This is a genomic window from Celeribacter ethanolicus (assembly GCF_001550095.1).
Classification (GTDB): Bacteria; Pseudomonadota; Alphaproteobacteria; order Rhodobacterales; family Rhodobacteraceae; genus Celeribacter; species Celeribacter ethanolicus.
The window spans coordinates 110,019-133,796 of record NZ_LRUC01000011.1 but is presented as its reverse complement, the minus strand read 5'-3'; the positions used below and the strand labels follow the sequence as shown (position 1 = coordinate 133,796).

At 59.8% G+C, this 23,778-nt stretch carries 23 protein-coding genes and 3 pseudogenes; 13 read left to right on the top strand and 13 right to left on the bottom strand.

Annotation, left to right across the window (positions count from 1 at the left end; all coding sequences use genetic code 11):
- Together NH195_RS20775 and NH195_RS06530 are read right to left on the bottom strand one after the other, a co-directional pair.
- Positions 1–509, bottom strand: a pseudogene (locus NH195_RS20775) (transposase); the annotation flags it as partial.
- Between the two features lie 48 nt (positions 510–557).
- Positions 558–1,559: an HsdR family type I site-specific deoxyribonuclease gene (locus NH195_RS06530; RefSeq protein ID WP_081423807.1), complete on the bottom strand. Its 1,002-nt coding sequence runs from the start codon at positions 1,557–1,559 to the stop codon at positions 558–560.
- A gap of 112 nt (positions 1,560–1,671) precedes the next feature.
- Here NH195_RS06530 and NH195_RS21780 point away from each other — a divergent pair, with 112 nt between their 5' ends.
- Complete coding sequence (locus NH195_RS21780; RefSeq protein ID WP_274377270.1) at positions 1,672–1,803, top strand: hypothetical protein; 132 nt, start codon at positions 1,672–1,674, stop codon at positions 1,801–1,803.
- A gap of 372 nt (positions 1,804–2,175) precedes the next feature.
- Here NH195_RS21780 and NH195_RS06520 read toward each other — a convergent pair whose 3' ends face one another.
- Together NH195_RS06520 and NH195_RS21650 are read right to left on the bottom strand one after the other, a co-directional pair.
- Positions 2,176–3,396, bottom strand: coding sequence for a hypothetical protein (locus NH195_RS06520; protein ID WP_066704760.1), 1,221 nt, complete (start codon positions 3,394–3,396; stop codon positions 2,176–2,178).
- A gap of 243 nt (positions 3,397–3,639) precedes the next feature.
- Positions 3,640–3,930, bottom strand: a pseudogene (locus NH195_RS21650) (IS6 family transposase); the annotation flags it as partial.
- A gap of 52 nt (positions 3,931–3,982) precedes the next feature.
- On the opposite strand from NH195_RS21650, the gene NH195_RS06515 reads away from it, so the two are divergent.
- Together NH195_RS06515 and NH195_RS06510 are read left to right on the top strand one after the other, a co-directional pair.
- A complete protein-coding gene (locus NH195_RS06515; RefSeq protein WP_066704756.1) occupies positions 3,983–4,957 on the top strand; it encodes an XdhC family protein in 975 nt (324 codons plus the stop codon).
- Positions 4,954–5,520, top strand: a complete 567-nt coding sequence (locus NH195_RS06510) for a nucleotidyltransferase family protein (protein WP_066704754.1) — start codon at positions 4,954–4,956, stop codon at positions 5,518–5,520. Before NH195_RS06515 ends, NH195_RS06510 begins: the two co-directional genes overlap by 4 nt.
- A 56-nt stretch (positions 5,521–5,576) precedes the next feature.
- Here NH195_RS06510 and NH195_RS06505 read toward each other — a convergent pair whose 3' ends face one another.
- Genes NH195_RS06505 through NH195_RS06495 form a run of 3 tightly spaced genes read right to left on the bottom strand, consistent with a single transcriptional unit; the run spans position 5,577 to position 9,676 of the window.
- Entirely contained in the window at positions 5,577–7,889 is a 2,313-nt protein-coding gene (locus NH195_RS06505) for a xanthine dehydrogenase family protein molybdopterin-binding subunit (RefSeq protein ID WP_066704753.1), read from the bottom strand.
- Entirely contained in the window at positions 7,882–8,355 is a 474-nt protein-coding gene (locus NH195_RS06500) for a (2Fe-2S)-binding protein (protein WP_066704752.1), read from the bottom strand. The genes NH195_RS06505 and NH195_RS06500 overlap by 8 nt, the downstream gene beginning before the upstream one ends.
- A 19-nt stretch (positions 8,356–8,374) precedes the next feature.
- Positions 8,375–9,676: a cytochrome c gene (locus NH195_RS06495; RefSeq protein WP_066704750.1), complete on the bottom strand. Its 1,302-nt coding sequence runs from the start codon at positions 9,674–9,676 to the stop codon at positions 8,375–8,377.
- A gap of 366 nt (positions 9,677–10,042) precedes the next feature.
- Here NH195_RS06495 and NH195_RS21100 point away from each other — a divergent pair, with 366 nt between their 5' ends.
- Complete coding sequence (locus tag NH195_RS21100) at positions 10,043–10,378, top strand: ATP-binding protein (RefSeq protein ID WP_238379709.1); 336 nt, start codon at positions 10,043–10,045, stop codon at positions 10,376–10,378.
- 209 nt (positions 10,379–10,587) lie between these two features.
- On the opposite strand, the pseudogene NH195_RS21645 reads toward NH195_RS21100, so the two are convergent.
- Positions 10,588–10,788 (bottom strand): annotated as a pseudogene (locus tag NH195_RS21645) (integrase core domain-containing protein); the annotation flags it as partial.
- Positions 10,789–10,880: 92 nt separating this feature from the next.
- Positions 10,881–11,492 carry a cupin domain-containing protein gene (locus NH195_RS06480; protein ID WP_066704747.1) on the bottom strand — a complete coding sequence of 204 codons (612 nt, stop codon included), beginning with the start codon at positions 11,490–11,492 and terminating at the stop codon, positions 10,881–10,883.
- A 233-nt stretch (positions 11,493–11,725) separates the two neighbouring features.
- On the opposite strand from NH195_RS06480, the gene NH195_RS06475 reads away from it, so the two are divergent.
- Genes NH195_RS06475 through NH195_RS06460 form a run of 4 tightly spaced genes read left to right on the top strand, consistent with a single transcriptional unit; the run spans position 11,726 to position 15,174 of the window.
- A complete protein-coding gene (locus NH195_RS06475) occupies positions 11,726–12,463 on the top strand; it encodes an ABC transporter substrate-binding protein (RefSeq protein WP_081423806.1) in 738 nt (245 codons plus the stop codon).
- A 57-nt stretch (positions 12,464–12,520) separates the two neighbouring features.
- Positions 12,521–13,177 (top strand): amino acid ABC transporter permease, encoded by a 657-nt coding sequence (locus NH195_RS06470; RefSeq protein WP_066704743.1) that lies wholly within the window; start codon positions 12,521–12,523, stop codon positions 13,175–13,177.
- A complete protein-coding gene (locus NH195_RS06465; RefSeq protein ID WP_066704741.1) occupies positions 13,174–13,905 on the top strand; it encodes an amino acid ABC transporter ATP-binding protein in 732 nt (243 codons plus the stop codon). Before NH195_RS06470 ends, NH195_RS06465 begins: the two co-directional genes overlap by 4 nt.
- 12 nt (positions 13,906–13,917) lie before the next feature.
- Entirely contained in the window at positions 13,918–15,174 is a 1,257-nt protein-coding gene (locus NH195_RS06460) for an NAD(P)/FAD-dependent oxidoreductase (RefSeq protein ID WP_066704739.1), read from the top strand.
- Positions 15,175–15,607: 433 nt separating this feature from the next.
- On the opposite strand, the gene NH195_RS06455 is transcribed toward NH195_RS06460, so the two are convergent.
- Positions 15,608–16,060, bottom strand: a complete 453-nt coding sequence (locus tag NH195_RS06455) for a cyclophilin-like fold protein (RefSeq protein WP_238379708.1) — start codon at positions 16,058–16,060, stop codon at positions 15,608–15,610.
- Between the two features lie 66 nt (positions 16,061–16,126).
- Positions 16,127–17,362, bottom strand: coding sequence for an NAD(P)-dependent alcohol dehydrogenase (locus tag NH195_RS06450; protein ID WP_238379707.1), 1,236 nt, complete (start codon positions 17,360–17,362; stop codon positions 16,127–16,129).
- Between the two features lie 416 nt (positions 17,363–17,778).
- On the opposite strand from NH195_RS06450, the gene NH195_RS06445 reads away from it, so the two are divergent.
- The 5 genes from NH195_RS06445 to NH195_RS06425 all read left to right on the top strand — a co-directional run bounded on the left by NH195_RS06445 (position 17,779) and on the right by NH195_RS06425 (position 21,727).
- On the top strand, positions 17,779–18,675 hold the full coding sequence (locus NH195_RS06445) for a LysR family transcriptional regulator (protein WP_066704732.1): 897 nt from the start codon (positions 17,779–17,781) through the stop codon (positions 18,673–18,675).
- Between the two features lie 117 nt (positions 18,676–18,792).
- A complete protein-coding gene (locus NH195_RS06440; protein ID WP_202906487.1) occupies positions 18,793–19,578 on the top strand; it encodes a carboxymuconolactone decarboxylase family protein in 786 nt (261 codons plus the stop codon).
- 27 nt (positions 19,579–19,605) lie between these two features.
- The gene (locus NH195_RS06435) at positions 19,606–20,244 is read left to right on the top strand and encodes an NADPH-dependent F420 reductase (protein WP_066704730.1); all 639 of its coding nucleotides are present in this window, start codon (positions 19,606–19,608) and stop codon (positions 20,242–20,244) included.
- A gap of 28 nt (positions 20,245–20,272) precedes the next feature.
- Positions 20,273–20,668 (top strand): (R)-mandelonitrile lyase, encoded by a 396-nt coding sequence (locus NH195_RS06430; RefSeq protein ID WP_066704729.1) that lies wholly within the window; start codon positions 20,273–20,275, stop codon positions 20,666–20,668.
- 198 nt (positions 20,669–20,866) lie between these two features.
- Positions 20,867–21,727, top strand: coding sequence for an aldo/keto reductase (locus tag NH195_RS06425; RefSeq protein ID WP_066704728.1), 861 nt, complete (start codon positions 20,867–20,869; stop codon positions 21,725–21,727).
- 186 nt (positions 21,728–21,913) lie between these two features.
- Here NH195_RS06425 and NH195_RS06420 read toward each other — a convergent pair whose 3' ends face one another.
- Both NH195_RS06420 and NH195_RS06415 read right to left on the bottom strand, forming a co-directional pair.
- Positions 21,914–22,108 carry a DUF2783 domain-containing protein gene (locus NH195_RS06420; protein WP_155846090.1) on the bottom strand — a complete coding sequence of 65 codons (195 nt, stop codon included), beginning with the start codon at positions 22,106–22,108 and terminating at the stop codon, positions 21,914–21,916.
- Between the two features lies 1 nt (position 22,109).
- Complete coding sequence (locus NH195_RS06415) at positions 22,110–23,750, bottom strand: FAD-dependent monooxygenase (RefSeq protein ID WP_198403416.1); 1,641 nt, start codon at positions 23,748–23,750, stop codon at positions 22,110–22,112.
- Between the last annotated feature and the right edge of the window lie 28 nt (positions 23,751–23,778).

The window sequence follows — 23,778 nt, the reverse complement described above, 5'->3', positions numbered from 1 at the left end:
TTTGTGGTTCCAGCCAAAACCTTTGACGTTCCGCAGATGCAAAAAGCACAGACCAAACCCCCAACTCCTCTTGGCCGTTGTCAGCGCGACAAGCCAATCGGCGATCAGCTCGTTCTCAGCTCTGAGCGTCGGCTGATATCGATAGCACGTCTCACTGATGCTGAATGCTCGGCAGGCCAAAGCAATGCTGACGGACCGGTGCCGAACCGCCCACTCGGCCATCTCTCTGCGTTGAGACGGCCTTACCACTTTTTTCCAAGCGCTTCCTTCAACAGGTCGTTTTGCATGCTCTTCTCGGCATACATGCGCTTGAGGCGCTTGTTTTCCTCGTCGAGCTCTTTCATCCGCGCCATCAGGCTCGCATCCATGCCGCCATACTTCGAGCGCCATTTGTAAAAGCTCGCCGAACTCATCCCATGCTCACGGCACAGATCCGCAACCGGCACACCGCCTTCGGCCTGTTTCAAAATACTCATGATCTGAGCGTCGCTGTATTTCGATTTCTTCATCAGAATCTCCTCTTTTATCTTTCGAGAAAATTCTACTTTCAAACGCCCCTAAATTTCGGGGGGATTACCCACCGAAAACCGCAGTACGTTCTCATCTCGGATGGCGTCCGTGATGACATAGCGGTGCAGGCATTCCTCGAACAGGTTCGCGGTCGTGCGCTTGCCAATGGCGTTTTCTTTCAGGATCGGCGTTCCGGTGAAGCCGAACATCTGCGCCTTGGAGAAGAACGCCACGATATTCTTGTGCGTGTCGCCGAACTGGCTGCGGTGGCATTCGTCGAACACGAATACGATCCGCTCATCCTTTAGCGCCTCCATCGCCGCTGCGTGACGTTCGCGCGTGATGGCGGTGTTCAGCTTCTGGATCGTGGTCACCACCAGCTTGGTGTCGGGATCGGCCATCTGATCCACCAGCGCCGTGGTATTGTCGGTGCCATCGACCGAGCCTGGCGAGAAATAGTTGAACTCCTTCGTCGTCTGGTAATCCAGATCGGCCCTGTCCACGACAAACACGACCTTGGCGACCTTCGGGTTTTCGACGATCACCTGACTGGCCTTGAAGCTGGTCAGCGTCTTGCCCGAACCGGTCGTGTGCCAGATATAGCCGTTCTTGCGCCCCTTCATCACCCGGTCGAGGATCCGTTCGACGGCGTAATACTGATAGGGCCGCAGCACCATCAGCACCTGGTCGCTTTCGTGCAGGACCACGTATTTCGCGATCATCTTGGACACGAAGCACTTCTCAAGAAACGCGTCGGCAAAGGCCTCCAGCCGGGTGATCGGCGTGTTGTCCTCATCCGCCCAAAAGAACGTCTGCTTGAAATCCTGATGCCGGTTGTTGGCATAGTATTTCGTGTTCACCCCGTTCGAGATCACGAAAAGCTGCACATATTGGAACAGCGCATTGCCCGCGCCAAAGCTGTGGCGGTGATAGCGGTTGATTTGGTTGAAGGCCTCTTTCAACTCGATCCCGCGTCGCTTCAGTTCGATCTGGATCAGTGGCAACCCGTTCACCAGCAGCGTCACGTCATAGCGGGTCACCGTAACCATCCGCTACGCGGGCCGCACGATTTCGCGAGACTTCGGGCCGGGCTCCACGCTCGACCGTGTCAAGCGATGGGCCGAGCGTGAGCTTGGCATCGATCAGACTGACGCAGCCGAGATGTCACTCCAGATCGCCGGCACTCAGGACCGACCGGACGGTTCCACTCACATCGGCTCCCTGGTCCAGATGTGCTGTGGGCTCTCCTTCGATCTTCTGCCCTCCGACCGCATCAACGGGGCGGTCGGATGACACCTGATCCGCGCAACGGACAAATTCGTTTCCGTTGGCTTGCGCATACCTTCCCGAGGCCGGAGAGGAGACGGCTGAAGTGGCGAGTTTTCAGGTGCCGTCTCCGGCCACACTGAACCGAAAGGGAATCTCGATCTGATGGCCTGATGCCGATTTACCAAAAACCCAATACCAGCAGGGCCGCGAAAGGCCACAAGATCGCCGATTTCGGAAACTATGCCCCTTTGAACTGGTTCATCACAACGACCCTCGCCAACCATCTGGCGGCGCTGACATATTCACGTGAGACGGGAAACCAGAAACTTTGCGACAGTACTGGGGCACTTTTCTGCGGAAATCAACAGATATGAAGCCTGATCCTGAAGGCGATCACTAATCGCTATAATAAGAATAATGGACCGCTTTTTTGATTGTAGAGCTCAAGTCAGCATCTCCAATTGGGTAGGAGTAATCGAAAATAACCAACTTCCCGGGTTGCAGAGATGTGACAGCTTGACCAACGGTGCGCTCGTCCAGTTGGCTTTCTTTTGCCAGAATATAGGTGTCAGGATTTATCCCGAGAATACTGTCCGTTTTCTTGTAAACCGTATAATCTGGGTGCTGACTGGTAAGTTCAGACAGCTCATCTTCAGATGAAAGCGATACTTCCTGACTGGAAATCCGAATGGTCGCCGGACCAGCCTCGCCTTGCTTGCTAAATGTGTAAGCGCCGTCGCCCTCTTCCGTCTGCCAATCATTCAGGAAGGGAATCTTTAATGCACCGGATCCTATAAGGCGTTTCATAGGATCATCTGGCCGAGGATCAAGATATACGTCGACTGGTGAGCTGTTTACGAGAGCGCTGCTGTTGCCAGAGCCTTGAAAATCAACATTTTCAGCGGATATGTCGGCATCGGCCAAGCCGCTTAACCCAAGTTCTTGCCGGATGTCTTTGATTTTTTCCAGGCACGGCTGTACCTCTGCGCGATTGCAGCCAATCGCGACAGCGTAAACCAGTCCGCCATTCTGATTGAAAAGAAGCATCATGTCCTCAAGGGCGGGGGATCGCGAAACCCACAGGATGCTTTCCTTTTGGCTCTCGTTATCAAAATTAATGCCCATGTCGGACAGGCGGGCCGAAACACTTTGCGGGTTGGTAATGTTCACGCCCGAGAATATCGGATTCGCGAAGCCGGAATAGGACGAGCTCAAAAACACTTCTTGCGGCTCTTTCAGGATCGCAGCCATGGCAATGCTTTCGCCGTATTCCGGGTCCTTGAAGGTCAGATGCGTGTTCTCAAGGAAATCATCGTCCATCAGGCTGGGAAAGTCCGTTTCCCACCCCTCCAGAAACGGGAAGATTTCATTCTCGTTGGTGAAAACGATCTGATCCCGAGAAGCGTCCTTGTGTGGAGTCCAGGGGTTGGAAAGGGGGGGGTTGGCGATCCAGGCAGACAGATCATCTGGCAGGGTCTGCTCCACCGCGAAGCTGCTTTTGGGTAGGTTGTCGAGCAGGGTGGGATAGGCAGGTTCTTGGTCCCTGTTCAAAACAAAAAACGCCGCTCCGCCCAAAGCAATGATGGCGCTTGTTGCGATAATAAACTGATTATTCAATGCTCTTCACAGCCTCCCGTCAGTCTGTGTGCAGCGATCACCTACTGCGTTTTGAAAATAGAACTTGCAAACCCACACAGGAGTCACCGGGTTCCTGCAGCTTGTAGGCTCGGAACGGTCAGCAGGACTCGTATCCAATAGATACGGTGGCCGCTACCTGAAAATCTGAGCTTTGCGCACTCACGAAAAATTTGCAACAGAGCCCGGTATTTGGCGTAGGCTTCTGCAATCTCCGGCATCAGACCCCTTGATCGGTATCATGACTTCATCTAGGTGCCATTTGTCAGTCGGCGCAGGCCGGTCAAGCTTAACACAACGGACGAAATGCTGACCGAACCGGTTCACTCATTTGCTTACGGTTCCCCGGCTGAAGATTACGGCTCTCTCGGCAAGCAGGTCTTCAACATCCGCCGTGCTGAGGATGAAACGGTGGTGCGCTCAAACTGCATAAGTGATAATCACACATGGGAAGTGGAAGCCTTTCAGGCGCGGCATCTCAACTGGTATTTTCCTCCGTCTCCAGTTGGACCGCATCAGCGCCCGCAGCAAGTTGGCAATCTCTCCCCGGACAGGCTAAAACATCGTCATGATTACCGTGCGCGCCTTTGATTTTCCCATCGCCTCCGCCATCGCCCATGTGCGCCGTCAGGCCGAAGGGGCCGCACCCGGATGCGTTCTGGCGGTGATCGCTGCCACCGGCGGGCCGTCGTTTCGCCCCGTGGGGGCGAGCATGATCGTTATGGCCGATGGCACCTGTTTCGGGGCGCTGTCGTCGGGGTGCATCGACGGCGATGTGGCTCATCATGCCGCGCGCGCCTTGCAAGAGAAGACACCGCGCAAATTGCGTTACGGGCAGGGCTCGCCTTTCATGGACATTCAACTGCCCTGTGGCGGATCGCTGGACATTTACCTGATGCCTGTGCCGGACATCTTTCGACTTGAGCCGCTCGAGTCCTCTCTTGGCGGACGCCGACCGGTCGTCCTGGGGCTGGACATGGCGCGGGGTGACATCTCGCTGGAGGCGGCGGCGCAGGGCGATCTGCACCTCCACATTTTACCTGACACGCGTTTCGTGATCTTCGGCGCCGGCACCGAGGCGGTGGCCTTTGCCACGATGGCGGCCGCGGCAGGCTATGACAGCGTTCTGCTGTCGCCCGATGCCGACACGCTGGGCATGGCACAGCGACAGGCGCCCGGGCTCCTCACCCGCCAGATCACCAGCGCAACCCTGCCCGAAGACGTCGTCATCGACCGTTACACCGCCGTGGCGATGTTCTTTCACAGCCATGACTGGGAGTCGGAAATTCTGGGACGGGTGCTTGGGTCGGAGGCGTTTTACATCGGCGCGCAAGGCAGCTTGAGGACCGCCACGACCCGGATCGCGACGCTGCGCGCCATGGGCTTTGGCGAGGCGGATCTGGACCGGATCAAAGGCCCGATCGGGGTCATTCCATCGACCCGAGACCCGCGCACCTTGGCGGTGTCTGTGCTGGCCGAGGTGCTGTCTCATGAGAGCGCCACGATGGTGGACGGTGTGGCTTCGACGCGGCTGGCGTCATGAACAGCGCCGGGCTTGTACTGGCTGCCGGTCAGTCGCGGCGCTTTGGTAAAGAGAACAAGCTGCTTGCCCCGTTTCGGGGTACACCGCTTTGTGCCCATGCCGCAGAGGTGATGCGGGCCGCTCCTCTCGACCTGAGGATCGCGGTGGTGTCCGACCCGGAGGTCGGCGAGGTCTTCCGTCTGGCGGGGTTTGAGGAGATCGTTCTGCTGGACGGCGACCCTGTGCAAAGCGACAGTCTTCGGGCCGGAACAGAGGTCGCAGAGCGTGCGGGCGCGGCGCTTTTGCTGATCTCACTGGCCGATATGCCGAACGTGCCTTCGGCGCATCTGGAAACGCTTTTGCAAAGGGGGCACGCTGATCCGGCGGCGAGTTTCGACGGGGAGAAAACGCTGCCCCCGGCGGTTTTTCCTGCGCGCTATTTCGCGCAGCTCAGCACACTCACGGGAGATCGTGGAGCGGGGACCTTGATCCGGGGTTTGCCTGAGCACCAATGCGTCGCCCTGCCACCCGACGCCCTGGTCGATATTGATATGCCGGAGGATATCGCCCGGCTGAGACATTAAAAAAAACCGGGGCCGCTCTATGCCGCCCCGGTGTCTTCTTTGCCGAAAAGCTAGGCTCAGCTTGCGAGGGCTGCGCGGAGCTTCTCCGGTGTCATCGGTAAAGAGCGCAGACGCACACCGACCGCGTTGTAAATTGCGTTGCCGATGGCCGGTGCGACAACAGTCGTTGCGGGTTCGCCCAAGCCCACGGGCACCTCTGCGCTGTCGATGAATTCGACCTCCATCTCCGGCGTGTCGATCATCCGTAGGGGGGTGTAGGTGTCGAGGTTGGTGTCGCGCACGTTGCCCGCTTCGATTTCTGTCCCCTCGTAAAGCGCCATGGACAGCCCCCAAAGCGCGGCACCCTGTGTCTGAGCCAGCGCGCCGTCGGGATCGACAACGATGCCGGCATCCGTCACGAGATGCAGTTTCTCCACCGTCACCTCGCCCGTCTCGCGATTCACTTTCACGCGTGCAGCACAGGCCACCCAAGTGGGCATGTCACGTTCCTGACCGAAGCTTGTCGCGATACCGATGCCAGTGTCGGCGGGAAGGTCTTCGCCCCATCCGGCCAGTTCAGCGGCCCGTTTCACAACTGCCGCCTGACGTTTCGCGCCGCCGATCGCATTGGGAGCGGAACCGGCGTTGCGGCCCTCGGCGGTGAAGAGGCTCAGGCGGAACTCAAGCGGATCGCGCCCGAGTTTATGCGCCGCCTCGTCCATGAAGCTTTCCACGGCGAAGTTGGTCCAGCCCGGCCCCACGGACCGCAGCCAGCCGGGGCGGAAGGTGGCATTGGCGAGATCGTTGGAGATCGCCCGCACCTTTTGTGCGCCGACGGAATACCAGTGATCGGCGCCCGCAATGGCGAAGGGGTCGTAAGGTTCGTCGTTGATGCCCTTGGGCATAAAGCCCGGGATCATGACTTCGGTCGGCCAACCGGCGGTGGCGTGATGTTCCATGCCGATCACAGTTCCCTCGGCGTCAAACGCCATCTTGAGCTGTTGCACGGAGGCCGAACGCGGGCTGTCGAACAGCACGTCTTCGGGGCGCATCATCACCATTTTCACGGGCTTGCCACCAAGCGCCTTGGACGCCAGCGCGACGGGGACGGCGTAATCGCCATTGAGACGACGCCCGAACCCGCCACCCAGCATGTAGGTGCGCATCACGATCTTGTCGGCCTCGACGCCCAAAGCCGCCTGCAAGGTCGGCAGGATCAGCGATTGCCATTGGTTGCCGGTGTGGATTTCCCAGACTCCATCGGCATTCTGGAAGACGGTGGCGTTGAGTGGCTCCATCTGGAAATGCAGCACGGTCGAGGTGGTATATTCTGCCTCAAGCACGTCAGCGGCACTTTCGAACACGGGCGCGGTGTTGGTGTCGCCGGTGTCGAGGATGGACCCGACATCGGGGTTGGCGATCAGCTCCCGCCCGTGGTCCTGAATTTGCGCTTCCGTGACATCGGCGGTCGGACCGGCGGCCCATGTGACCTTGACCTTCTCCGCCGCGCGCTGCGCCGCCATGAAGGTTTCGCCGATCACCATGACCCAGCCCGGCACCGTGCCCGACGGATCGTCGAGGGTCAGGGTCTGGACATAGCCTTTGACCGATTGTGCGGCGCTGTCGTCCACGTTCGTGACGGACGATCCCAGACGGGTCGGCGGCAAAAGCGGCGCGGCATAGACCATGCCGTCGATTTTGGCGTCGATGCCGTAGATGGTTTTGCCGGTGGTCTTGTTGGCGATGTCGAGGGCGGTGACTTCTTTGCCGACGAGGCGCAGATCCGAGACCGGCTTGAGCGGCAGGGCTTTGAGCTCGTCTTCGGTGAAGCTGCGGGAAATTCCCTCAGAAACCAGTTCCGCATAGGTGATCGCATTGTCGCCAGAGGTGATTTTTCCCTCGCGGGCCTCGCACTCGGACGCATCCACGCCCCATTTCGCTGCGGCGGCTTCGATCAGCGCGGTGCGCCCGGCGGCCCCCGCCTGACGGTAAATCGGCCAGCTTTGCCACACGGACCAGCTACCGCCGGTGACCATGAGGCCCCATTTTTCGGCGCTGTCGACATGGGTGATACGTACATCCTCCCAGGCAACCTCAAGCTCATCGGCCAGAATGCGGGCAATTGCCGTGCCGACGTGTTGGCCCATTTCGGCGCGGATGATGTTGACGTTGACCTTGCCGTCGCCGTCGATGGAATACCACAGCGAGGGTTCATAGACATTGCCTGCGGGCGTGGCGGGCACGCCATTGGGCGTTGCCGGGTCCATCGCGGCGAGACCGGCACGCGGGAAGCCAAAGGCGGCCCCGGCGGCAGTCATGGAGATCAGAAAGCCGCGACGGGTCAGTTCAGCCGTAGCTTCACCACGCGGCGGAAGTTTGAGCTTAGCCATTGGACCGCTCCTCTTTCATTGCGGTTGCGGCCTCGCGCACGGCATCGCGAATGCGCGAATAGGTCATGCAGCGGCACAGGTTGCCGGTCATCACCGCGTCGATGTCGTCGTCGGACGGCTCGGGGATGTCCTGCAAAAGGGCAGCGGCCTGCATGATCTGACCGGATTGGCAGTAGCCGCATTGCGGCACTTTCAGATCACGCCACGCGGTCTGCACCGGGTGATTGCCTTCGGCGGAGAGGCCCTCGATGGTGGTAATCTCCGCGCCATCGACGGCGGAGACGGGGGTGACGCAGGAGCGCGTCGCGCGCCCGCCGACATGGACGGTACAGGCGCCGCACATGCCAACGCCACAGCCGAATTTGGTGCCGGTCAGGCCGATCTCATCGCGGATCACCCACAGAAGGGGCGTATCCTCTTCGACATCGACCTCAATCGCTTTTCCGTTGATCGTAAAACGAGTCATTCTCTTTCTCCCGATCCGTTCAATGCGCCGCTGCGCCAAGGGCGCGGATGTCGGCGACTTTCTGTTCCAGATCCGCCCAGGGTGCCTTGTCGGTGCGGGTGGACCGCAGATAAGCAGCGATGGCGGCGATTTGTTCGTCCGACATGGTAGACCCGAAAGCTGGCATGACCACGCCTTCCATGCCCTGATCGGCTTTGACGCCTTCAAGCATCACATGGATGAGGTTGGTCGGATCGTCGAGGCGCATGGCGGAGTTGATGCCCAGATCGGGGCGACCCGCGGCAATCTGTTGGCTGTTGTAGTGGCAGGACGCACAGGCGGTGGCATAGAGGCGTTCGCCCTGATCGGCGCGATAGTCCTGTCGCGGGATACCGGCCTCAAGCGATTTGATCACGGCCGGATTGGTGGCCGGGTCTTCCTCGGGCGCGCCGACCATGTCGCCGAGATAGACCGCAATCGCGTGCAGATCGCTGTCCGGCAGTTCGCGGAGACCGGCGTGGACCACCGGCGCCATCGGGCCGGAGGCCCCGCCATGATAGCGCGACGAGCCGGTTTTGAGATAGTCGAAGAAAGCGGAGGAGGTCCAGGCCACGCCCGACGGGTTCGCGGCGGTCAGAGGCGGTGCGATCCAGTCGTCGATCGCGGCGCCGGCGTACATCTCGTCGGTTTCCTCGGCACCGAGCGCATTGCGCGGCGTATGGCAGGCACCACAGTGGGTCACGCCCTCGACCAGATAAGCGCCCCGGTTCCACTCATCGGATTTCGCGGGGTCTGGCTCATAGCGGCCCTCATCGAAAAAGAGCATTTTCCAACCGGCCTGCAAAAACCGCTGGTCGAGCGGGAAGGGCAGGTCGTTGTCGCGATGCTCCTGCGCCACGGCGGGCACGGAGGACATGATATAGGCGTAAAGCGCCGAGATGTCTTCGTCGGACATTTTGGTGAAGTGATCGAAGGGCAGGGCGGGGAAAAGATGTGCGCCGCTGCGATCAAGCCCTTCGCGCATCGCGCGTTCAAAGGCCTCTTCCGACCATGCCCCGATCCCGGTGTCCCGGTCGGGCGTGATGTTGGTGGAATAGATGGTGCCGAAATCCGTCTTCATCGGATAGTTGCCCGCATAGGGCGCGCCGTCCGCGGCGGTGTGGCAGGTGGCGCAATATCCGGCGGCGGCCAGAATACGCCCTTGTTCGATCTGAGCTGGCGCAAAGCTGTCTGCGGGGGGCGTTGCAACCGGGTCGATTGCCGGATGCCATGCGTAGATCGCGAAACCGGCGATGCCCAATGCCGCGAGGGCGACACCACCGGTGAATATGCGTTTGATCATGGGGCTGAAGAACCTTTGGGTGTCTGATGTTATGGCTGTGTGACGACGAGATATAGCTTGGGAACATCTTAGTCTTTTGAGGGGCTTGATTTAGCCTGCATGTAACAAATTGCCACACCCTGCCTCAAAATAAGACTTAAGTCGGAGAAAATATGTCTCGCTTATGAGACAGAATAAGCCGTTTTGAAGTGGTCTCAGGAAATCAAACAATGAGCTAAGGTGTATCCCGGACCTTTGAAGGGGGATGAGAAAGGCGAAGCGCCGATATTTTACAGATCAATTTAAGTCCGAGGTGGCATTGGAAGCGCTGCGGGCGATAAGGCGATTAAGGAGATCGCATCGAAACATCATTTGCATCCGAACCAGATGAGCACTTGGGAGCGTCAAGCCCTGGAAGGCATGGCGGATGTGTTTTCCGGCGGCAAACAGAGCGGCCCGTCCGAGGCGGAGGTGAAGGAATTTCACACGAAGATCGGGAGGTTGGTGATTGAGAACGATTTTTATCCGAAGGGCTCAAGAAGTGAATCCCGAGAAGAAACGCGCGATGACCGTTCCGCACATAGTTCGACCATCATGATCGCGCAGTGCTTGCCAAAGGAATGGTATGATTACATCAACGCCCCCTTGCTCGCAGATGCATTCATGGACCGGATCCGAAACCGTGTGCACCTCCTGCATCTGGAGGGTAAGTCGATGCGGTAGCCATCAGGCGCGCAATGTTAATAGCGTTGCGCGCTCAGGCCCTTGGAAACGGGCTGCTCAATAGTGTGAATTTTTGCAGACATTGCTGTCGCGCTGCCAGAGGCTTTGAGGGTCATAGAAGTCGAGCTCGAATGGGTCTGTTCCGTCCGACGGTCATCACCTACCCCCTGCACCTGCTGATCAAGGTTGGTTGTTTCGTTTCTCAGCCCGTAGATCACGACGGGTGGTCTGTCGCCGAGGGCTGAGTGTGGGCGTTGGTTGTTGTGAAAGGTCATCCATTTCCAGATGCCTGCCTTTGCCTCCGAGCCGGTTTCCCAGGCATGTAGGTAGACGCATTCATATTTCAGCGTCGGTCACAGCCGCTCTATGAAGATGTTGCCAAGGAACCGTCCTCTCCCATCCATGTAGATCGGTGCGGTTACGGTTTCGTGAGCACAAAGTATCTTTGTGATTTTTACGATCATCCAGAGAAGTGAACCAGCTTGCGCTTCCGGCGAATGCCTTACCAAACCGGCGGCGTCGTGACCCACATGATGCGACATGTCTCGTCACCAATGTTGCGAAATCGGTGCGGACGTTTGCTTTCAAAGTGAAAGGAGTCGCCTTCGCTGAGATGATAGGCTTTGTCCTCGACGAAAAGCTCGGCCTCGCCGCAGAGGATGACACCGCATTCTTCGCCCTCATGGGCATAGGCGTCTTCTCCCGATCCGCCGCCCGGTGCCATGATGATCTCCATCACCTGAAGTGTGCCGTCGTCATGAGCTGTCAGGAACGATTTCACCATGCCGCGATCGCCGAAGTCGACGGTCCGTCGAGAAGCGGCCCGGACGATCAGCCCTTGCTCCTGATCGGCTTCGCCATCCGTGTCGAAGAGCGAGAGGAAGGGGATGCCGATCACATCGCAGATGGCGCGCAGATTGCGGATCGAGGGAGAGGAAATCCCGCGTTCGATCTGGCTCAGAAGCCCGGTTGAGATGCCGACACCATCGGCGACGGTCTGAAGCGACAGGCGCTGATCCCGACGCGCCCGGCGCACGGCGTCGCCCAGCGAGACATCATCATGACCGCTCAGCGGGTCAGTTTTCAATTTGGCTTCCGAATCTGCGATGGACATGGCGCTTTCAGGGGGGGGGGCTTGAAGTGGATATTGTTGTGGGTTGTTGGTAGATATTCTTCATTATTCTAAATGCATCGTGATGAAATAAGAAGATAAATCTAAGTATTTGGCAAATTTTTTCAAAAATATGAAAATCATGAAGATTTTTCATTGAGAATGATATTTTCTTCAATATGGTGAAGAAAGTTCAAATGCGTCTGAAGGCGCGCTTAATAACAGGGATAAATCTGATGAAACTTCGCTCGCTTGCTCTCGCCAGCACTCTGGCCCTTTCCGCGCTGTCCGCTCAGGCGGATGAGCTGACCGTTGGGGTGACCACCACCGGCGTGCCTTTCACCTTCGTTGATACGGCGACCCAGAAGCCGACCGGTGCCATGGTTGATCTGGCCGCCGCGATCGCAGAGGATCTCGGAGATACGCCCGAATTCGCGATCAACCAGTTTTCGGCCCTGATCCCGGCGCTCGAAACCGGAAAGATCGACGTGATTTCGGCGGGCATGCTCGCCACCGACAAGCGCAAGGAAGTCGTGGATTTCTCGGATACGGTTTACAGCTATGGCGACGGCATGTTCGTGGCCGCCGATGACGATACCGCCTATCAACTCGACGATCTGGCCGGCGAAATCGTCGGCGCCCAGATCGGTACGACCTTTGCCGACAAGCTTCAGGCCAAAGGTATTTTCAAAGAGGTCAAGCTCTATGACAGCCTCGTCGACATCATGCGAGACGTGAAGCTGGGTCGGATCAAGGCGGGTTTTGGCGATCTGCCGATCATCGCCTATCAGGTGGGCCAAAATCCGGCGCTCGGTGTGAAGCTGGTCGAGGGCTATGAGCCGATGGGGATCGGCGATGTCGCACTGGCTGTGTCCAAGGAAAACCCGGAGCTTCTGGCCGAGGTCAATGCCTCGATTGCCGCGATGAAGGAAAGCGGTGAGCTTGCCGAGATTTTTGCCAAATACGGCCTCTGATCCGAAATTGGCCCGGCGCTCGAACCGCCGGGCGTCCCCCATCGACAGGAGGCAATCATGTCGCCCCTTTCCGAGCGGATTCAGGAGTACCTGCCGCTTTTGCTGACCGGTCTCTGGCGCACGGTCGCGGTCTCTCTGCTTGCGCTTTTCCTCGCCACGGCCCTCGGGCTTCTCTGGGCCATGATGCGCACGTCGCGCAATATCTGGCTTGAACGTCCTGCGCGCTATATCGTTGAATTCCTGCGTGGCATTCCGATCCTTGTGGTGCTCTTCTATATCTATTTCGTGATGCCGGACATGGGCATCGACCTGACCGCTTTTCAGGCCGGGATCATCGGCCTCGGGCTGATCTATTCGTGCTACATCGGCGAAACCTTTCGCGGCGGGATCGAGGCGGTGGACCGCGGGCAGGTCGAAGCCGCGAAATCCATCGGCATGCGCCATGGCAAAATGATGCGGCGGATCATCCTGCCGCAGGCCGTGCGGATTTCGCTGCCGCCCTATGGCAACAACATGGTGATGCTGCTCAAGGACAGCTCGCAGGTCTCGGTGATTTCGGTCGCTGAGCTGACGATGCAGGGCAAAATGCTCGCGTCTTCGACCTTTGACAACATGACCGTTTTTACCATGGTTGCAGCGCTTTATCTGTGCCTGACCATTCCGCTCAACATCGTGATGCGCCGCGTCGAGTTGAAAATGGGGAGATCGCGATGATCCGTTTCGAGAACATCCATAAATCCTACGGTCATCACGAGGTGCTCAAGGGCATTGATGCCGAGGTCGAAAAGGGCCAGGTCGTCTGCCTGATCGGGGCCTCCGGGTCCGGAAAATCCACACTCCTGCGCTGTGTGAACGGGCTGGAGGATTATCAGTCCGGCGGGATTTTCGTGGACGAGCAAAAGGTCGACGCCCATGCGCGTTCCATTCACGACATTCGCACCCGCGTGGCGATGGTGTTTCAGCGCTTCAACCTGTTTCCACATATGACCGCGCTTGAAAATGTCATGGAGGGCCCGGTTCAGGTGCTGCGCGAAAACAAGGACGAGGTGCGCGTGCGTGCTGAAGAACACCTGCGCCGCGTTGGGCTCGCCGACAAGATGGATTTCTACCCCTCGGCGCTTTCCGGGGGTCAGCAACAACGTGTCGCCATCGCACGTGCGCTCGCGATGCGGCCCGAGGCGATCCTCTTGGATGAACCGACCTCCGCGCTCGACCCTGAAATGGTCGGTGAGGTTCTGACCGTTCTGCGCGATCTGGCGGAAGAGCACATGACCATGCTGATCGTCACCCACGAGATCCAGTTCGCGCGTGAAGTGGCCAACAACGTTTTCTTTCTCGACAGCGGACGGATCGCGGAGCAGGGCACGGCAGAAGAGGTCCTGACCCGGCCCCAAAACGAACGAACACAGGAATTCCTGCGTCGTGTCAGCCATCTCATGTGATCGGAGAAGATCATGCGCTTTCAATCCATCTGGGCCGCAACCGCCCCGGAGGTCCCTGAGTTTCCGTCGCTGTCCGACAGCCTTCAAACCGATGTTCTGGTGATCGGTGGCGGGTTTCAGGGGCTGTCGACCGCACTACACCTCGCTGAAGCGGGGGTAGATGTTGCACTTCTTGAGGCACAGGAGCCCGGCTTCGGCGCCTCCGGGCGCAATGGTGGGCAGGTGATTCCGGGGCTCAAGGACGATCCCGACGCGATGGACCGTCTCTGGGGGGAAGCGGCGACCGACTTCGCGGGAAGCACTGCGGATGTGTTGTTCGATCTGGTCGAGCGGCTGGGGTTGGACTGTGAGGCCTCGCGCTCGGGTTGGATTCAGGCTGGAGCGAAACAGGTGCATCTTGCCGGGTTGCAGTCCCGCATGCGCCAGTGGGAGGCGCGCGGTGCGCCTGTGGCCTGGCTCGACCCTGCGGCGATGCTGCGCGAGACCGGGTCCGACATATTCGCAGGCGGCTGGATCGACCGGCGCGCGGGCAAGGTCCATCCGCTGAAATACGCGCGCGCACTGGCGCGGGCGGCCGAGGCGGCGGGGGCCAAGATTTTTGCGCAAACCCCGGTGGTAGGGCTCAAGCGCGCAGACGGAAAGTGGCGGGCGACTTTGCCGTCAGGGGCCGTTGTGAGTGCCGAGCGCGTGGTGCTTGCCACCAATGTCTACACGCCGCGCGGCCTGAGCCGCGATGTCAAACGTGCAACGGTGCCTGCCAACAGTTTTCAGATCGCGACCAAACCGCTCAGCCGTGCACAACTCGATCGTATCCTGCCGAACGGCGTCGTGGTGTCAGAGGCCCGTCGGGTCGGGACCTATTTCCGAATTGGACCGGGCAATCGTCTCATGCTCGGAGGGCGGGGGCAGTTTTCCGATCCGACCCACGCGGAAGATTTCCGCCGGATCGTTGCGGAACTGAATGCGATCTTTGGCACGGGGTTCGATATTGAATACCGTTGGTTCGGTCGCGTGGGCATGACGGCGGATCACCGCATCCGTGTGTGCGAACCCGCGCCTAGATTGATGCTTGCGACGGGGTTCAACGGGCGCGGCGTGGCGCTCGCAACGGCTCTGGGAAAAGCTTTCGCGGCGCATCTTGCGCTGGGCACCGACATGCCGGTTCCGGTTTCCCGCTCGGTGAAGGCAATGCCATTTCATGCCCTGCATCCGCTCTACGGGACACTCGCGATCCACTATTACCGTATGCGCGACCACCTCGACCGATGAGGGTCCACATGGGGTGAACATCGGCGCCGAATGTCGGAAACTCGCCGAAGTTTGCGTCACGGCGTCGGAGCGAAGGCGCTCCAGACACGTAGCAACACCACAGGAATGGCCGGGCCGGTTTCACACCTTCACACCGGCCGATACTTAGGCCTGCGCAGCATCGGCATGCCGGCAAGCCTCCGCATCGTCACTCCGCGCATCTGTCGAGCGCCTGTAACAGGTGCTCAATCTGATTGAGAAGCGTTTCGATATTGTCGCGGCCGATTTTACCTCGATCGCGGCGTAGATCCGGGCGCTCTAAGGGGAACAGTGATCTGGTGCCATGCGCTGCCCGTTGTTTCAGGGGCAAGTCTCTGCCTCTCCGCTCAGAGCGCGTGTTGAGATGGGCTTGCCGGTCACCGCCGTGTCCGGCGGATACCGTCGCGATGGGTCCTCATTCGGCGATTTCGATTCGCACCGGTGTGTCGCCGGCCTTCAGAAGCGGCGCAAGCGATCCGTCAAACGCCCCAAGCCGCACAAGCCCGTTCGATTTTCGAAACGGTTTGTAAAAGATCGCAAGATTGCCCCAGGGCGCATAAAGCGTGATGTCCCCGGTCTCGGGTTTATAGGCGGCTGGCGCGCCGGTGGTATCGAGCTTGCGTGGCAGGTCGGCGATCTTTTCGGTGTCGTGGTAATCCGTCAGTTCCAGCTCAAGCGGCAGCATGGCGGCGAAATCCCGCCCGGCGGTGGTGTCATCGAGCGTGGCGGTGAGAACCTCTGAGCCGAAGGTGAACTGGATTTTTGTCATCATGCTGTCTTTCTGGTGTAGCGTCTCGGAGCTGTCCGCGACCGCTGGAGCGGTCAAAGCGAGGCTGAATAAAGCGGTGCGGAGGAGGGGGGCGAACATCTCTCTGGCTCCATATCCGTAGAGGGATCAGGACGGGCAGCTTAGACCCGTCCCGACAGGATGGCATCAGGCCGCGGTCATGTCGATGACATAGCGGTAGCGGGCCTCTTTGTTGACGACCTTTTCACAGGCCTCGCCGATCTGATCCGGGGTGATCATCTCATAAGACGCGGCCACGCCATGGGCGGCGGCAAAGTCGATCACCGCCTGCGTTTCCGCAATGCCACCGGTCATGGAGCCGGCAAGGCTCTGGCGGTTGAAGGCCATCATCATGCCCTGAGCGCCTTGGACTTCGAACAGCGCACCGACGTTGACCAGCGTCTTGTCGAGTTTCAGCATGTTGAGGAAGGGCTGCATCTCATAGGCCACAGGCACGGTGGAGATCATCAGATCAAAGCTCATCGCCTGTTTCGCAAGCGCCTCTTCGTCGGACCAGAGATAGGCCTCGGCGGCACCGAAAGCCTTGGCATCGGCGATCTTGTCCTCGGAGGTGGTGAAGACCACAACTTCGGCGCCTTTCGCGACGGCGAGTTTCACGGCGAGGTGGCCCAGACCGCCCATACCGATCACGCCATAGCGCTGACCCGGTTTCAGATTCCAGTGGTTGATCGGCGAAAACGTGGTGATGCCGGCACAGAGGAGCGGCGCAAACCCTGCGAGGTCCACCCCCGGCGGGATGCGCAGGGCGAACTCTTCCTTGACAACGATCTTCTTGGAGTAACCGCCCTGGGTCAGACCACCGGAGATTTTATCCTCGGAGCCATAGGTGAAGGTCGTGCCGTTGAGACAGTTCTGTTCCCGGTCGGCGACACAGTTGGCGCAGGTGCCACAGCTATCCACCATGGTGCCGACACCGGCGTAATCGCCCTCGCGGAACTTGATCACATCTGCACCGACGGCCACAACGCGACCGACCATCTCATGGCCCGGCACCAGCGGATAGACCTGCGGGCCCCAGTCGCCCTTGTAGGTGTGAATGTCGGAGTGACAGATCGAGCTGTACATGATCTCGACCACCACGTCCTTCGGCCCTGCGGCGCGACGGGTGATGGTGTGGGGCGCAAAGGCGCCATCGGTGTCGAAGGAGGCCCAGGATTGCACCTGGCTCTCAGCGAGCGCGTTGACGTCTTGGGCCCGGGCAGTCCCGGCAAGCCCGGCTGCAGCCAGCGGTGCGGCCACGGCGGCGGCCGCACCGGCGGTCAGAAAGCCGCGACGGCTTTCGCCCTCGCGTGTCAGGAATTCGGGGGAGGTGTTACAGGCGTCGCACATGGTCTCTTTGGCATCCTCTTTGGGAAGGGGCAAACATCTGCAGATATGATGGCGCAAAATGTGGCGAGGATAATCGCCATTCCATGCAATGCATTCATGAGGGCTCATCATGAATGGTCTGAGAGAACGGGGCATGATCCCGATGACCTGCCCGTCTAGCATGACAGGTGTTCTTTCAGGGAAGGCAAAGACATGATTCCACGTCGTTTTCTGATTGAAAAGTTGGTTCCGGGAATGACGCTGGCCCTGCCTTCTCCGTGTGGCGGGCGATCCGGTGTGCCAGCGGCCTTCCAGGGCGAGAGCCTCATGCGCGTTGGAGGATCGTCGCGTGAAACGCGGGCCATGAAATATGCGCCACATGCGCCGCAAACCCTTCGACTTCATGAAGCAGGGCCATATATCATGAGGGAAACCGTTTGATCATACAGTTCCAACCTCCGGCTTCCCTCATGATACGCGAGAATATCAACGACCTCATCGCCTTCGCCGCCGTGGCCGAAGAACGCAGTTTTACCAAGGCAGCGGCTCGTCTCAACGTGTCTCAATCGGCGTTGAGCCATACCATCAAGGGGCTGGAACAACGCCTCGGGCTCAGGCTCTTGACCCGCACGACCCGCACTGTGGCGCCGACGCTGGAAGGGGAGGATTTGCTGGCCACCCTCAATCCCTGTTTCGAGAAGATCGAAAGCCGGTTGCAGGCGCTCAACGATTCTCAGGACACGCCCACCGGCACCGTGCGGATCGTGGCCGTGGAATATGCCATCGAGAGCATTCTCTGGCCGAAACTCTCGCCGGTGCTCAAGCAATACCCGTCGGTCAATGTCGAGTTCGTCATGGATTACGGCTACACCGATCTGGCCGCCTCGCAATGTGACGCCGGTGTGCGCTATGGCGATCAGGTCAGCGATGGGATGATCGCTATGCGGATCGGGCCGGATGAGCGGATGATCTGCGTCGGTGCGCCGGAGTATTTCGAGGCGTTGGGCACGCCGGAGGTGCCGCAGGATCTGGTCGATCACCGCTGCATCAACCTGCGGCTTTCGACCCATGGCGCGCTTTATGCCTGGGAGTTCGAGGACAAGGACGGGCAGGAGATCAACGTCAAGGTCAAGGGGCAGGCCTGTTTCAACACCGTCAACCCGGTGCTTCAGGCGGCGATTGACGGGCATGGGCTGGCGCTCATCCCGGAACGTCTGGCGCAGCCGCATCTCGACAGTGGCGCGCTCCGCATGTGCCTTGAGGACTATTGCCCGTATTTCCCGGGGTTTCACCTCTATTACCCAAGCCGCCAGAGGCCGTCCACGGCCTTCACCGTGGTCTTGGACGCGCTCAGGGAGCGGGCCTGAAATCGGCCTGAAAGAGATTGATGAAAACGGCTCATGAGTGGGGTGATGTGAGGCGGCATTAATCTCTCCGGGAAAGGCGCCAAATCTATGGGAGACACAGACAACAGGAGTTCCCCCATGACCTCGCCGAAGACCTCCCTGAGAAAGACCCCGATTGCCGCCTCCGCCTTTGCCCTCATGACCAGTGCTGCACTCGCGCAGGATGTGCGCGACACCGTGCCGTCCTCTGTGGCGCAAGTCGCCCCGGCGCTTGAGGCCTACACCAGAGAGACGATCCTCGGGGCCGAGTGGGAAAATGAGGCGATGTCCGTACGCGATCGTGCGCTTGTGACCTTTGCCGCCCTGATGACCCGCCATGAGACCGAAAACCTCGACCGCTATGTGACGCTGGCGCTGGACGCCGGTGTGACGCCTGCGGAACTGTCGGAGACGATCACCCATCTGGCCTTCTACACCGGTCTTGGCAACGCCACCGCCGCCGCCGAGGCTGCCGCGCCCGTGTTCGAGGCCCGTGGCATTACCGCAGACAGCCTGCCGGGAGCCGAGGTCGACTTTCTGCCCTTGAACCAAGAGGCCGAGGACGCGCGCGAAGAGCTTGTCAGCGGGCTTTACAGCGATGTCAGCATCGGCGTGGTGGACAACACCCGCGACGTGCTGTTCCGTGATCTCTGGCTGCGCCCGGACCTCGCGCCGCGTGACCGGAGCCTCGTCACCGTCGCGGCCCTCATCGCCGCCGGTCAGCCGGAGCAGATGACATTCCACCTCAATCGCGCCATGGACAATGGTTTGACCCAAGAGGAAGCCGGCGCCATGCTGTCGCATCTCGCCTTTTACGCGGGCTGGCCGAAAGTCTTTTCGGCGCTGCCTGTGGCGAAAGAGGTGTTCGAGAGCCGCGCAGAGTAAACTGAGGCGATGAGAGGAGAGTTTGGCATGAAGATCGGCATTCTGGGATCGGGTCTCATGGGCGGCAAACTGGGCCGCATCTGGGCCGAGGCTGGTCATGACGTGACCTTTTCCTACGCTAGGGATCGTGCCAAGCTCGATCGGCTTGCAAACGCGGTTGGCGCCTCATCGGGCTCCGTAGCCGAGGCCGTCGAAGGTGCCGATGCGGTGCTTTTGGCGGTGCATTGGTCGCGCCGCGCCGATGTTTTGGAGCAGGCGGGCGATCTGGCGGGCAAGGTTGTGCTGAACTGCTCTTTGCCTTTGAACGACAGCAACACCGCGTTGGTCGTCGGCACCACCTCCTCTGGCGCCGAAGAACTTGCGAAACTGCGGCCTCACGCCCGCTGGGTGTCCTGTTTCAACACCAACCCGTCGGAAAGTTTTTATCCGGTCTTTACCCAAAAGGGGCAGGGGCCTGCACCGCAGGTCATGGCCTATGGCAACGACGCGGGTGCCAAGGAGATCGCGTTCGGGCTGATCCGCGATGTCGGTTTTGAGCCGTTGGACTGCGGCGGCCTGCACAACGCCCGCTTCATCGAACCCTTCGCCATGGCGACCGTGGAATTGGCCTATGTCCAGCCCGGCGGCCCGGCGCTGACCTATCGTTTTGACAAATTGCGCGGCTGAGCCTCGCGTTTCTGAAAGGAGTATCCCCATGAAAATCATCCGTTCCGGCAGCAATCCCTCTATGCCCGGTCCCGAAGATTGGTTCACCGGCACCGTGCGTGTCGATCCGATGTTTCAGGCCGAAGACCCGGGCCGCGTCGGTGGCTCGCATGTGACCTTCGAGCCGGGGGCGCGCACCGCATGGCACACGCACCCCGCAGGGCAGACCATCATCATCACATTCGGTCGAGGTCGCGTTCAGCGCGAAGGCGGGGCGGTCGAAGAGGTCAGCGCCGGTGATGTCGTCTGGTTCCCGGCTGGCGAGAAACATTGGCATGGGGCCGCACCCGAGACCGCCATGAGCCACTATGCGATCCAAGAGACCGTCGATGGCTCCGCCGTGACCTGGATGGAGAAAGTCGCAGACGAGGATTACAATGGCTGATCTCTGATTTGAGCTGAATAGGGCCACTCATGATTTATTTTCATGAGTGGCATCTGTTTTGCCCGGATTATCATAGCTCACGCTCTGGCCTAGATTGCGCCCACCAAGACAGAGGTTCCCTGCTTTGGCTGGGGGCCGCGCCGTTCCCTTAGCGCCTTTGTTGCGCAAACGGCCAAACGCAAAAGAAAGGAAGATCCCATGATCCTTCAAGAGACATTCACCCTCTCCAATGGCGTCGAAGTTCCGAAACTCGGTCTCGGCACCTGGATGATTGACGACGACAAAGTGGCGGAGGCTGTCAAGACCGCCGTCAAACTCGGCTACCGCCACATCGACACCGCACAGGCCTATGGCAACGAACGCGGCGTGGGCGAGGGCCTGCGCGATTGCGGCGTGGCCCGCGAAGAGCTGTTCCTGCAAACCAAACTGGATGCGGGCATCAAGGATTACGAGGGCGCGAAAGCCGCGATCCAGGGCTCGCTCGATCTTCTGGGCGTCGACTACATCGACCTGATGATCATCCACAGCCCGACGCCTTGGGAAAACTTCGGGGGCGAAGACCGCTATTTCGAAGGCAACCTGGCCGCCTGGACTGCGCTGGAAGAGGCCTATAAAGCGGGCAAAATCCGCGCCATTGGCGTGTCCAACCATGAGAAGGCCGATCTCGACAACCTGATCGACAACGGCACCGTGGGACCGATGGTCAACCAGATCCTCGCCCACATCACCAACACGCCTTTCGAACTGATCAACTATTGTCAGAGCAAAAATATCCTCGTCGAAGCCTATTCCCCGATGGGCCACGGCGAACTGATGAAAAACACCGAAGTTCAGGCGATGGCCGATAAATACGGTGTGAGCCTGCCGCAGTTGGCGATCCGTTACTGTCTGCAACTGGGTCTGCTGCCGCTGCCGAAAACCGCGACGCCTGCCCACATGGAAAGCAACGCCGCCGTCGATTTCGAAATCTCCGCCGAGGACATGGACGCCCTCAAAGCCATGGAGAAAATCAAGGACTACGGCGACGCCAGCATGTTCCCGGTCTACGCCGGCGTGTAAGCGGATAGGATCCGTTTCGCCGTGAATATTCAGCGGACGTGACATTTTGCGGACGTCGATCCTTCAGCGCCTTCTGGCCGAGCAAAGCATCGGCCAGCAGGCATTTTGGTTTGACGTTTTCGGCCTGTTGTCCCGGGGATCGTTTCCCGGGCAAAGAGCGAGATATATATTAGGTATATTAGGCAATCACGGTTTCAGCGTTTCAACCGTCAGATGCGCCGAGGCTTCCTTGATGCGGGCCAGAACCGGCGCTGCCGTCCCGATGTCCTGAGCGAGAAGCAGCGCGAGCTTCGAGAGAAACAGCGCGCTTTTCTCCGGGCCGACGCGGTCGATGTCCTCCGCGAGAGCTTCGTAAACGGTTTCCAGATCTGCGGGGGTCATCTCAGCGCTCCTGTGTCTCGGTGAGGCGGGAAAAGGCGTCGCAAACATTTTGCGCCTCGGCAGTGTACCAGCGGGCCGCGATATGCAGGTCGGGCCGGATCAGATAGGCCGATCCGGACGTGGCGCCGAAACGGGAGGCGAGCGTGGACGGATAGGGCAAGGTCACCACCGATATCCCCTCGGGCGCCTGTGTGCGGACCTGTTTGGACAAATCCTCCTGTGTGTCCTCGAAACACAACAGGGTGAAACCCGCCCCGAAACGGTCGGAGAGAAACCCGCTCTCCATCCGCATCTCCGGCACATGGGCACCGGGGAGCGGGCCGTCGGAAAAGCGCGGGTCGTCCGGCAGGGTCGCGGGGCTGTCGTGATAGCTGTAGGCCGTCATTTGCCGGGGATTGGCAAGGTTGCCCGCAAACGGGTGGTCGAGGGCCAGAGACAGGGCGGCATCGCGCATGAGCCGCCAGCCATGCGTGGAGGGTGTCATGAACCGCGCGCTTTTCGCAGCATTGTCAAAAACGTCGAGTGTCGCGCCGCGGCGTTCCGGCGAATAACTGTCGAGCAGCGCCTCTCCCGCGCGCCCCGTCAGCACCCAACCCAGTTTCCAGCCGATATTGGCGGCATCTGCGAGCCCGTTGTTGAGGCCGCGCACGCCGAAGATCGGCACGATATGCGCGCTGTCCCCGACAAAGAACACCCGCCCGTCACGATAATCGTCGAGCGCCAGCGTGTTGGCAGAATAGACGCTCCACCATTCAAGCTCCCAAGGCCCCTTGTGGCCGATGTCGTCGAGCACGGCCTGGACACTGATGCGGACATTGTCCTCCCGGATCGCCTCGCTTTCGTCTTCGTCATCGCGCAACTGGTAATCAATGCGCCAGATATTATCCGGCTGGCGGTGAATGAGTACCGTGCCGCCGGGGCGGCTCTCCGGGTCGAACAGGGCGCGCCGGATCGTCGGATAATCGTGCTCCATCTGCACATCCGCGATTACATAGCGGCCTTCGAAATTCTGCCCCTGAAGCCGTTTGCCACGCAGTTTGCGCACCGGGCTGCGGGCACCATCACAGGCCAGACACCAGTCGGTGTCGATCTCGTAACTGCCGTTGGGGTCGGTGATTGCAAGACGCAATCCGGTGGCGGTGTCGCGCAGGCCGGTCACTTCGCTCTGCCAGCGGATGTCGATCAGAGGGCTGGCTGCGACCGCCTGCCAGAGATAGGCCTCGATATATTGCTGTTGCAGGTTGTACATCGGGCGGAACTTCTCTTCCGCGCTGTCCGGCATCTCGAATTCGAGGATTTGCCGCCCTTGGTAGAAAGACCGTCCGGTGGTCCAGCCCAGCGATTTTTCCAAAAACGGCGCCACCACGCCCAGACGGTCGAGAATGGCAAAGCTCGGTCGGGCGATGCAGATGGCGCGGCTGCCGTCGTTGAACGTCGCCTTGTTGTCGAACAGCACGGATGCCACGCCTTCATGCGCCAGCGCCAGCGCGGCCGTCATGCCAACCGGGCCCGCACCGACGATGGCCACCCGGGCGGGGTCACTCAACGTCTGACGCGCTTGCGGGGCGTCAAAATGTGGATAGCTGAAATAAAGCGAGTCGGTCTCGGCCCGTCCCTGAGGTCTCACTACGGCTCCTCCCATGGTTCGAAGTGGAACGGGCAGGATAGGG

Coding starts and splice junctions, on each gene's coding strand:
- NH195_RS06530 (WP_081423807.1), bottom strand. CDS start 1,559: ATGGTTACGGTGACCCGCTATGACGTGACGCTGCTGGTGAACGGGTTG.
- NH195_RS21780 (WP_274377270.1), top strand. CDS start 1,672: ATGTCACTCCAGATCGCCGGCACTCAGGACCGACCGGACGGTTCCACT.
- NH195_RS06515 (WP_066704756.1), top strand. CDS start 3,983: ATGATTACCGTGCGCGCCTTTGATTTTCCCATCGCCTCCGCCATCGCC.
- NH195_RS06510 (WP_066704754.1), top strand. CDS start 4,954: ATGAACAGCGCCGGGCTTGTACTGGCTGCCGGTCAGTCGCGGCGCTTT.
- NH195_RS06505 (WP_066704753.1), bottom strand. CDS start 7,889: ATGGCTAAGCTCAAACTTCCGCCGCGTGGTGAAGCTACGGCTGAACTG.
- NH195_RS06500 (WP_066704752.1), bottom strand. CDS start 8,355: ATGACTCGTTTTACGATCAACGGAAAAGCGATTGAGGTCGATGTCGAA.
- NH195_RS06495 (WP_066704750.1), bottom strand. CDS start 9,676: ATGATCAAACGCATATTCACCGGTGGTGTCGCCCTCGCGGCATTGGGC.
- NH195_RS21100 (WP_238379709.1), top strand. CDS start 10,043: ATGAGCACTTGGGAGCGTCAAGCCCTGGAAGGCATGGCGGATGTGTTT.
- NH195_RS06480 (WP_066704747.1), bottom strand. CDS start 11,492: ATGTCCATCGCAGATTCGGAAGCCAAATTGAAAACTGACCCGCTGAGC.
- NH195_RS06475 (WP_081423806.1), top strand. CDS start 11,726: ATGAAACTTCGCTCGCTTGCTCTCGCCAGCACTCTGGCCCTTTCCGCG.
- NH195_RS06470 (WP_066704743.1), top strand. CDS start 12,521: ATGTCGCCCCTTTCCGAGCGGATTCAGGAGTACCTGCCGCTTTTGCTG.
- NH195_RS06465 (WP_066704741.1), top strand. CDS start 13,174: ATGATCCGTTTCGAGAACATCCATAAATCCTACGGTCATCACGAGGTG.
- NH195_RS06460 (WP_066704739.1), top strand. CDS start 13,918: ATGCGCTTTCAATCCATCTGGGCCGCAACCGCCCCGGAGGTCCCTGAG.
- NH195_RS06455 (WP_238379708.1), bottom strand. CDS start 16,060: ATGTTCGCCCCCCTCCTCCGCACCGCTTTATTCAGCCTCGCTTTGACC.
- NH195_RS06445 (WP_066704732.1), top strand. CDS start 17,779: ATGATACGCGAGAATATCAACGACCTCATCGCCTTCGCCGCCGTGGCC.
- NH195_RS06440 (WP_202906487.1), top strand. CDS start 18,793: ATGACCTCGCCGAAGACCTCCCTGAGAAAGACCCCGATTGCCGCCTCC.
- NH195_RS06435 (WP_066704730.1), top strand. CDS start 19,606: ATGAAGATCGGCATTCTGGGATCGGGTCTCATGGGCGGCAAACTGGGC.
- NH195_RS06430 (WP_066704729.1), top strand. CDS start 20,273: ATGAAAATCATCCGTTCCGGCAGCAATCCCTCTATGCCCGGTCCCGAA.
- NH195_RS06425 (WP_066704728.1), top strand. CDS start 20,867: ATGATCCTTCAAGAGACATTCACCCTCTCCAATGGCGTCGAAGTTCCG.
- NH195_RS06420 (WP_155846090.1), bottom strand. CDS start 22,108: ATGACCCCCGCAGATCTGGAAACCGTTTACGAAGCTCTCGCGGAGGAC.
- NH195_RS06415 (WP_198403416.1), bottom strand. CDS start 23,750: ATGGGAGGAGCCGTAGTGAGACCTCAGGGACGGGCCGAGACCGACTCG.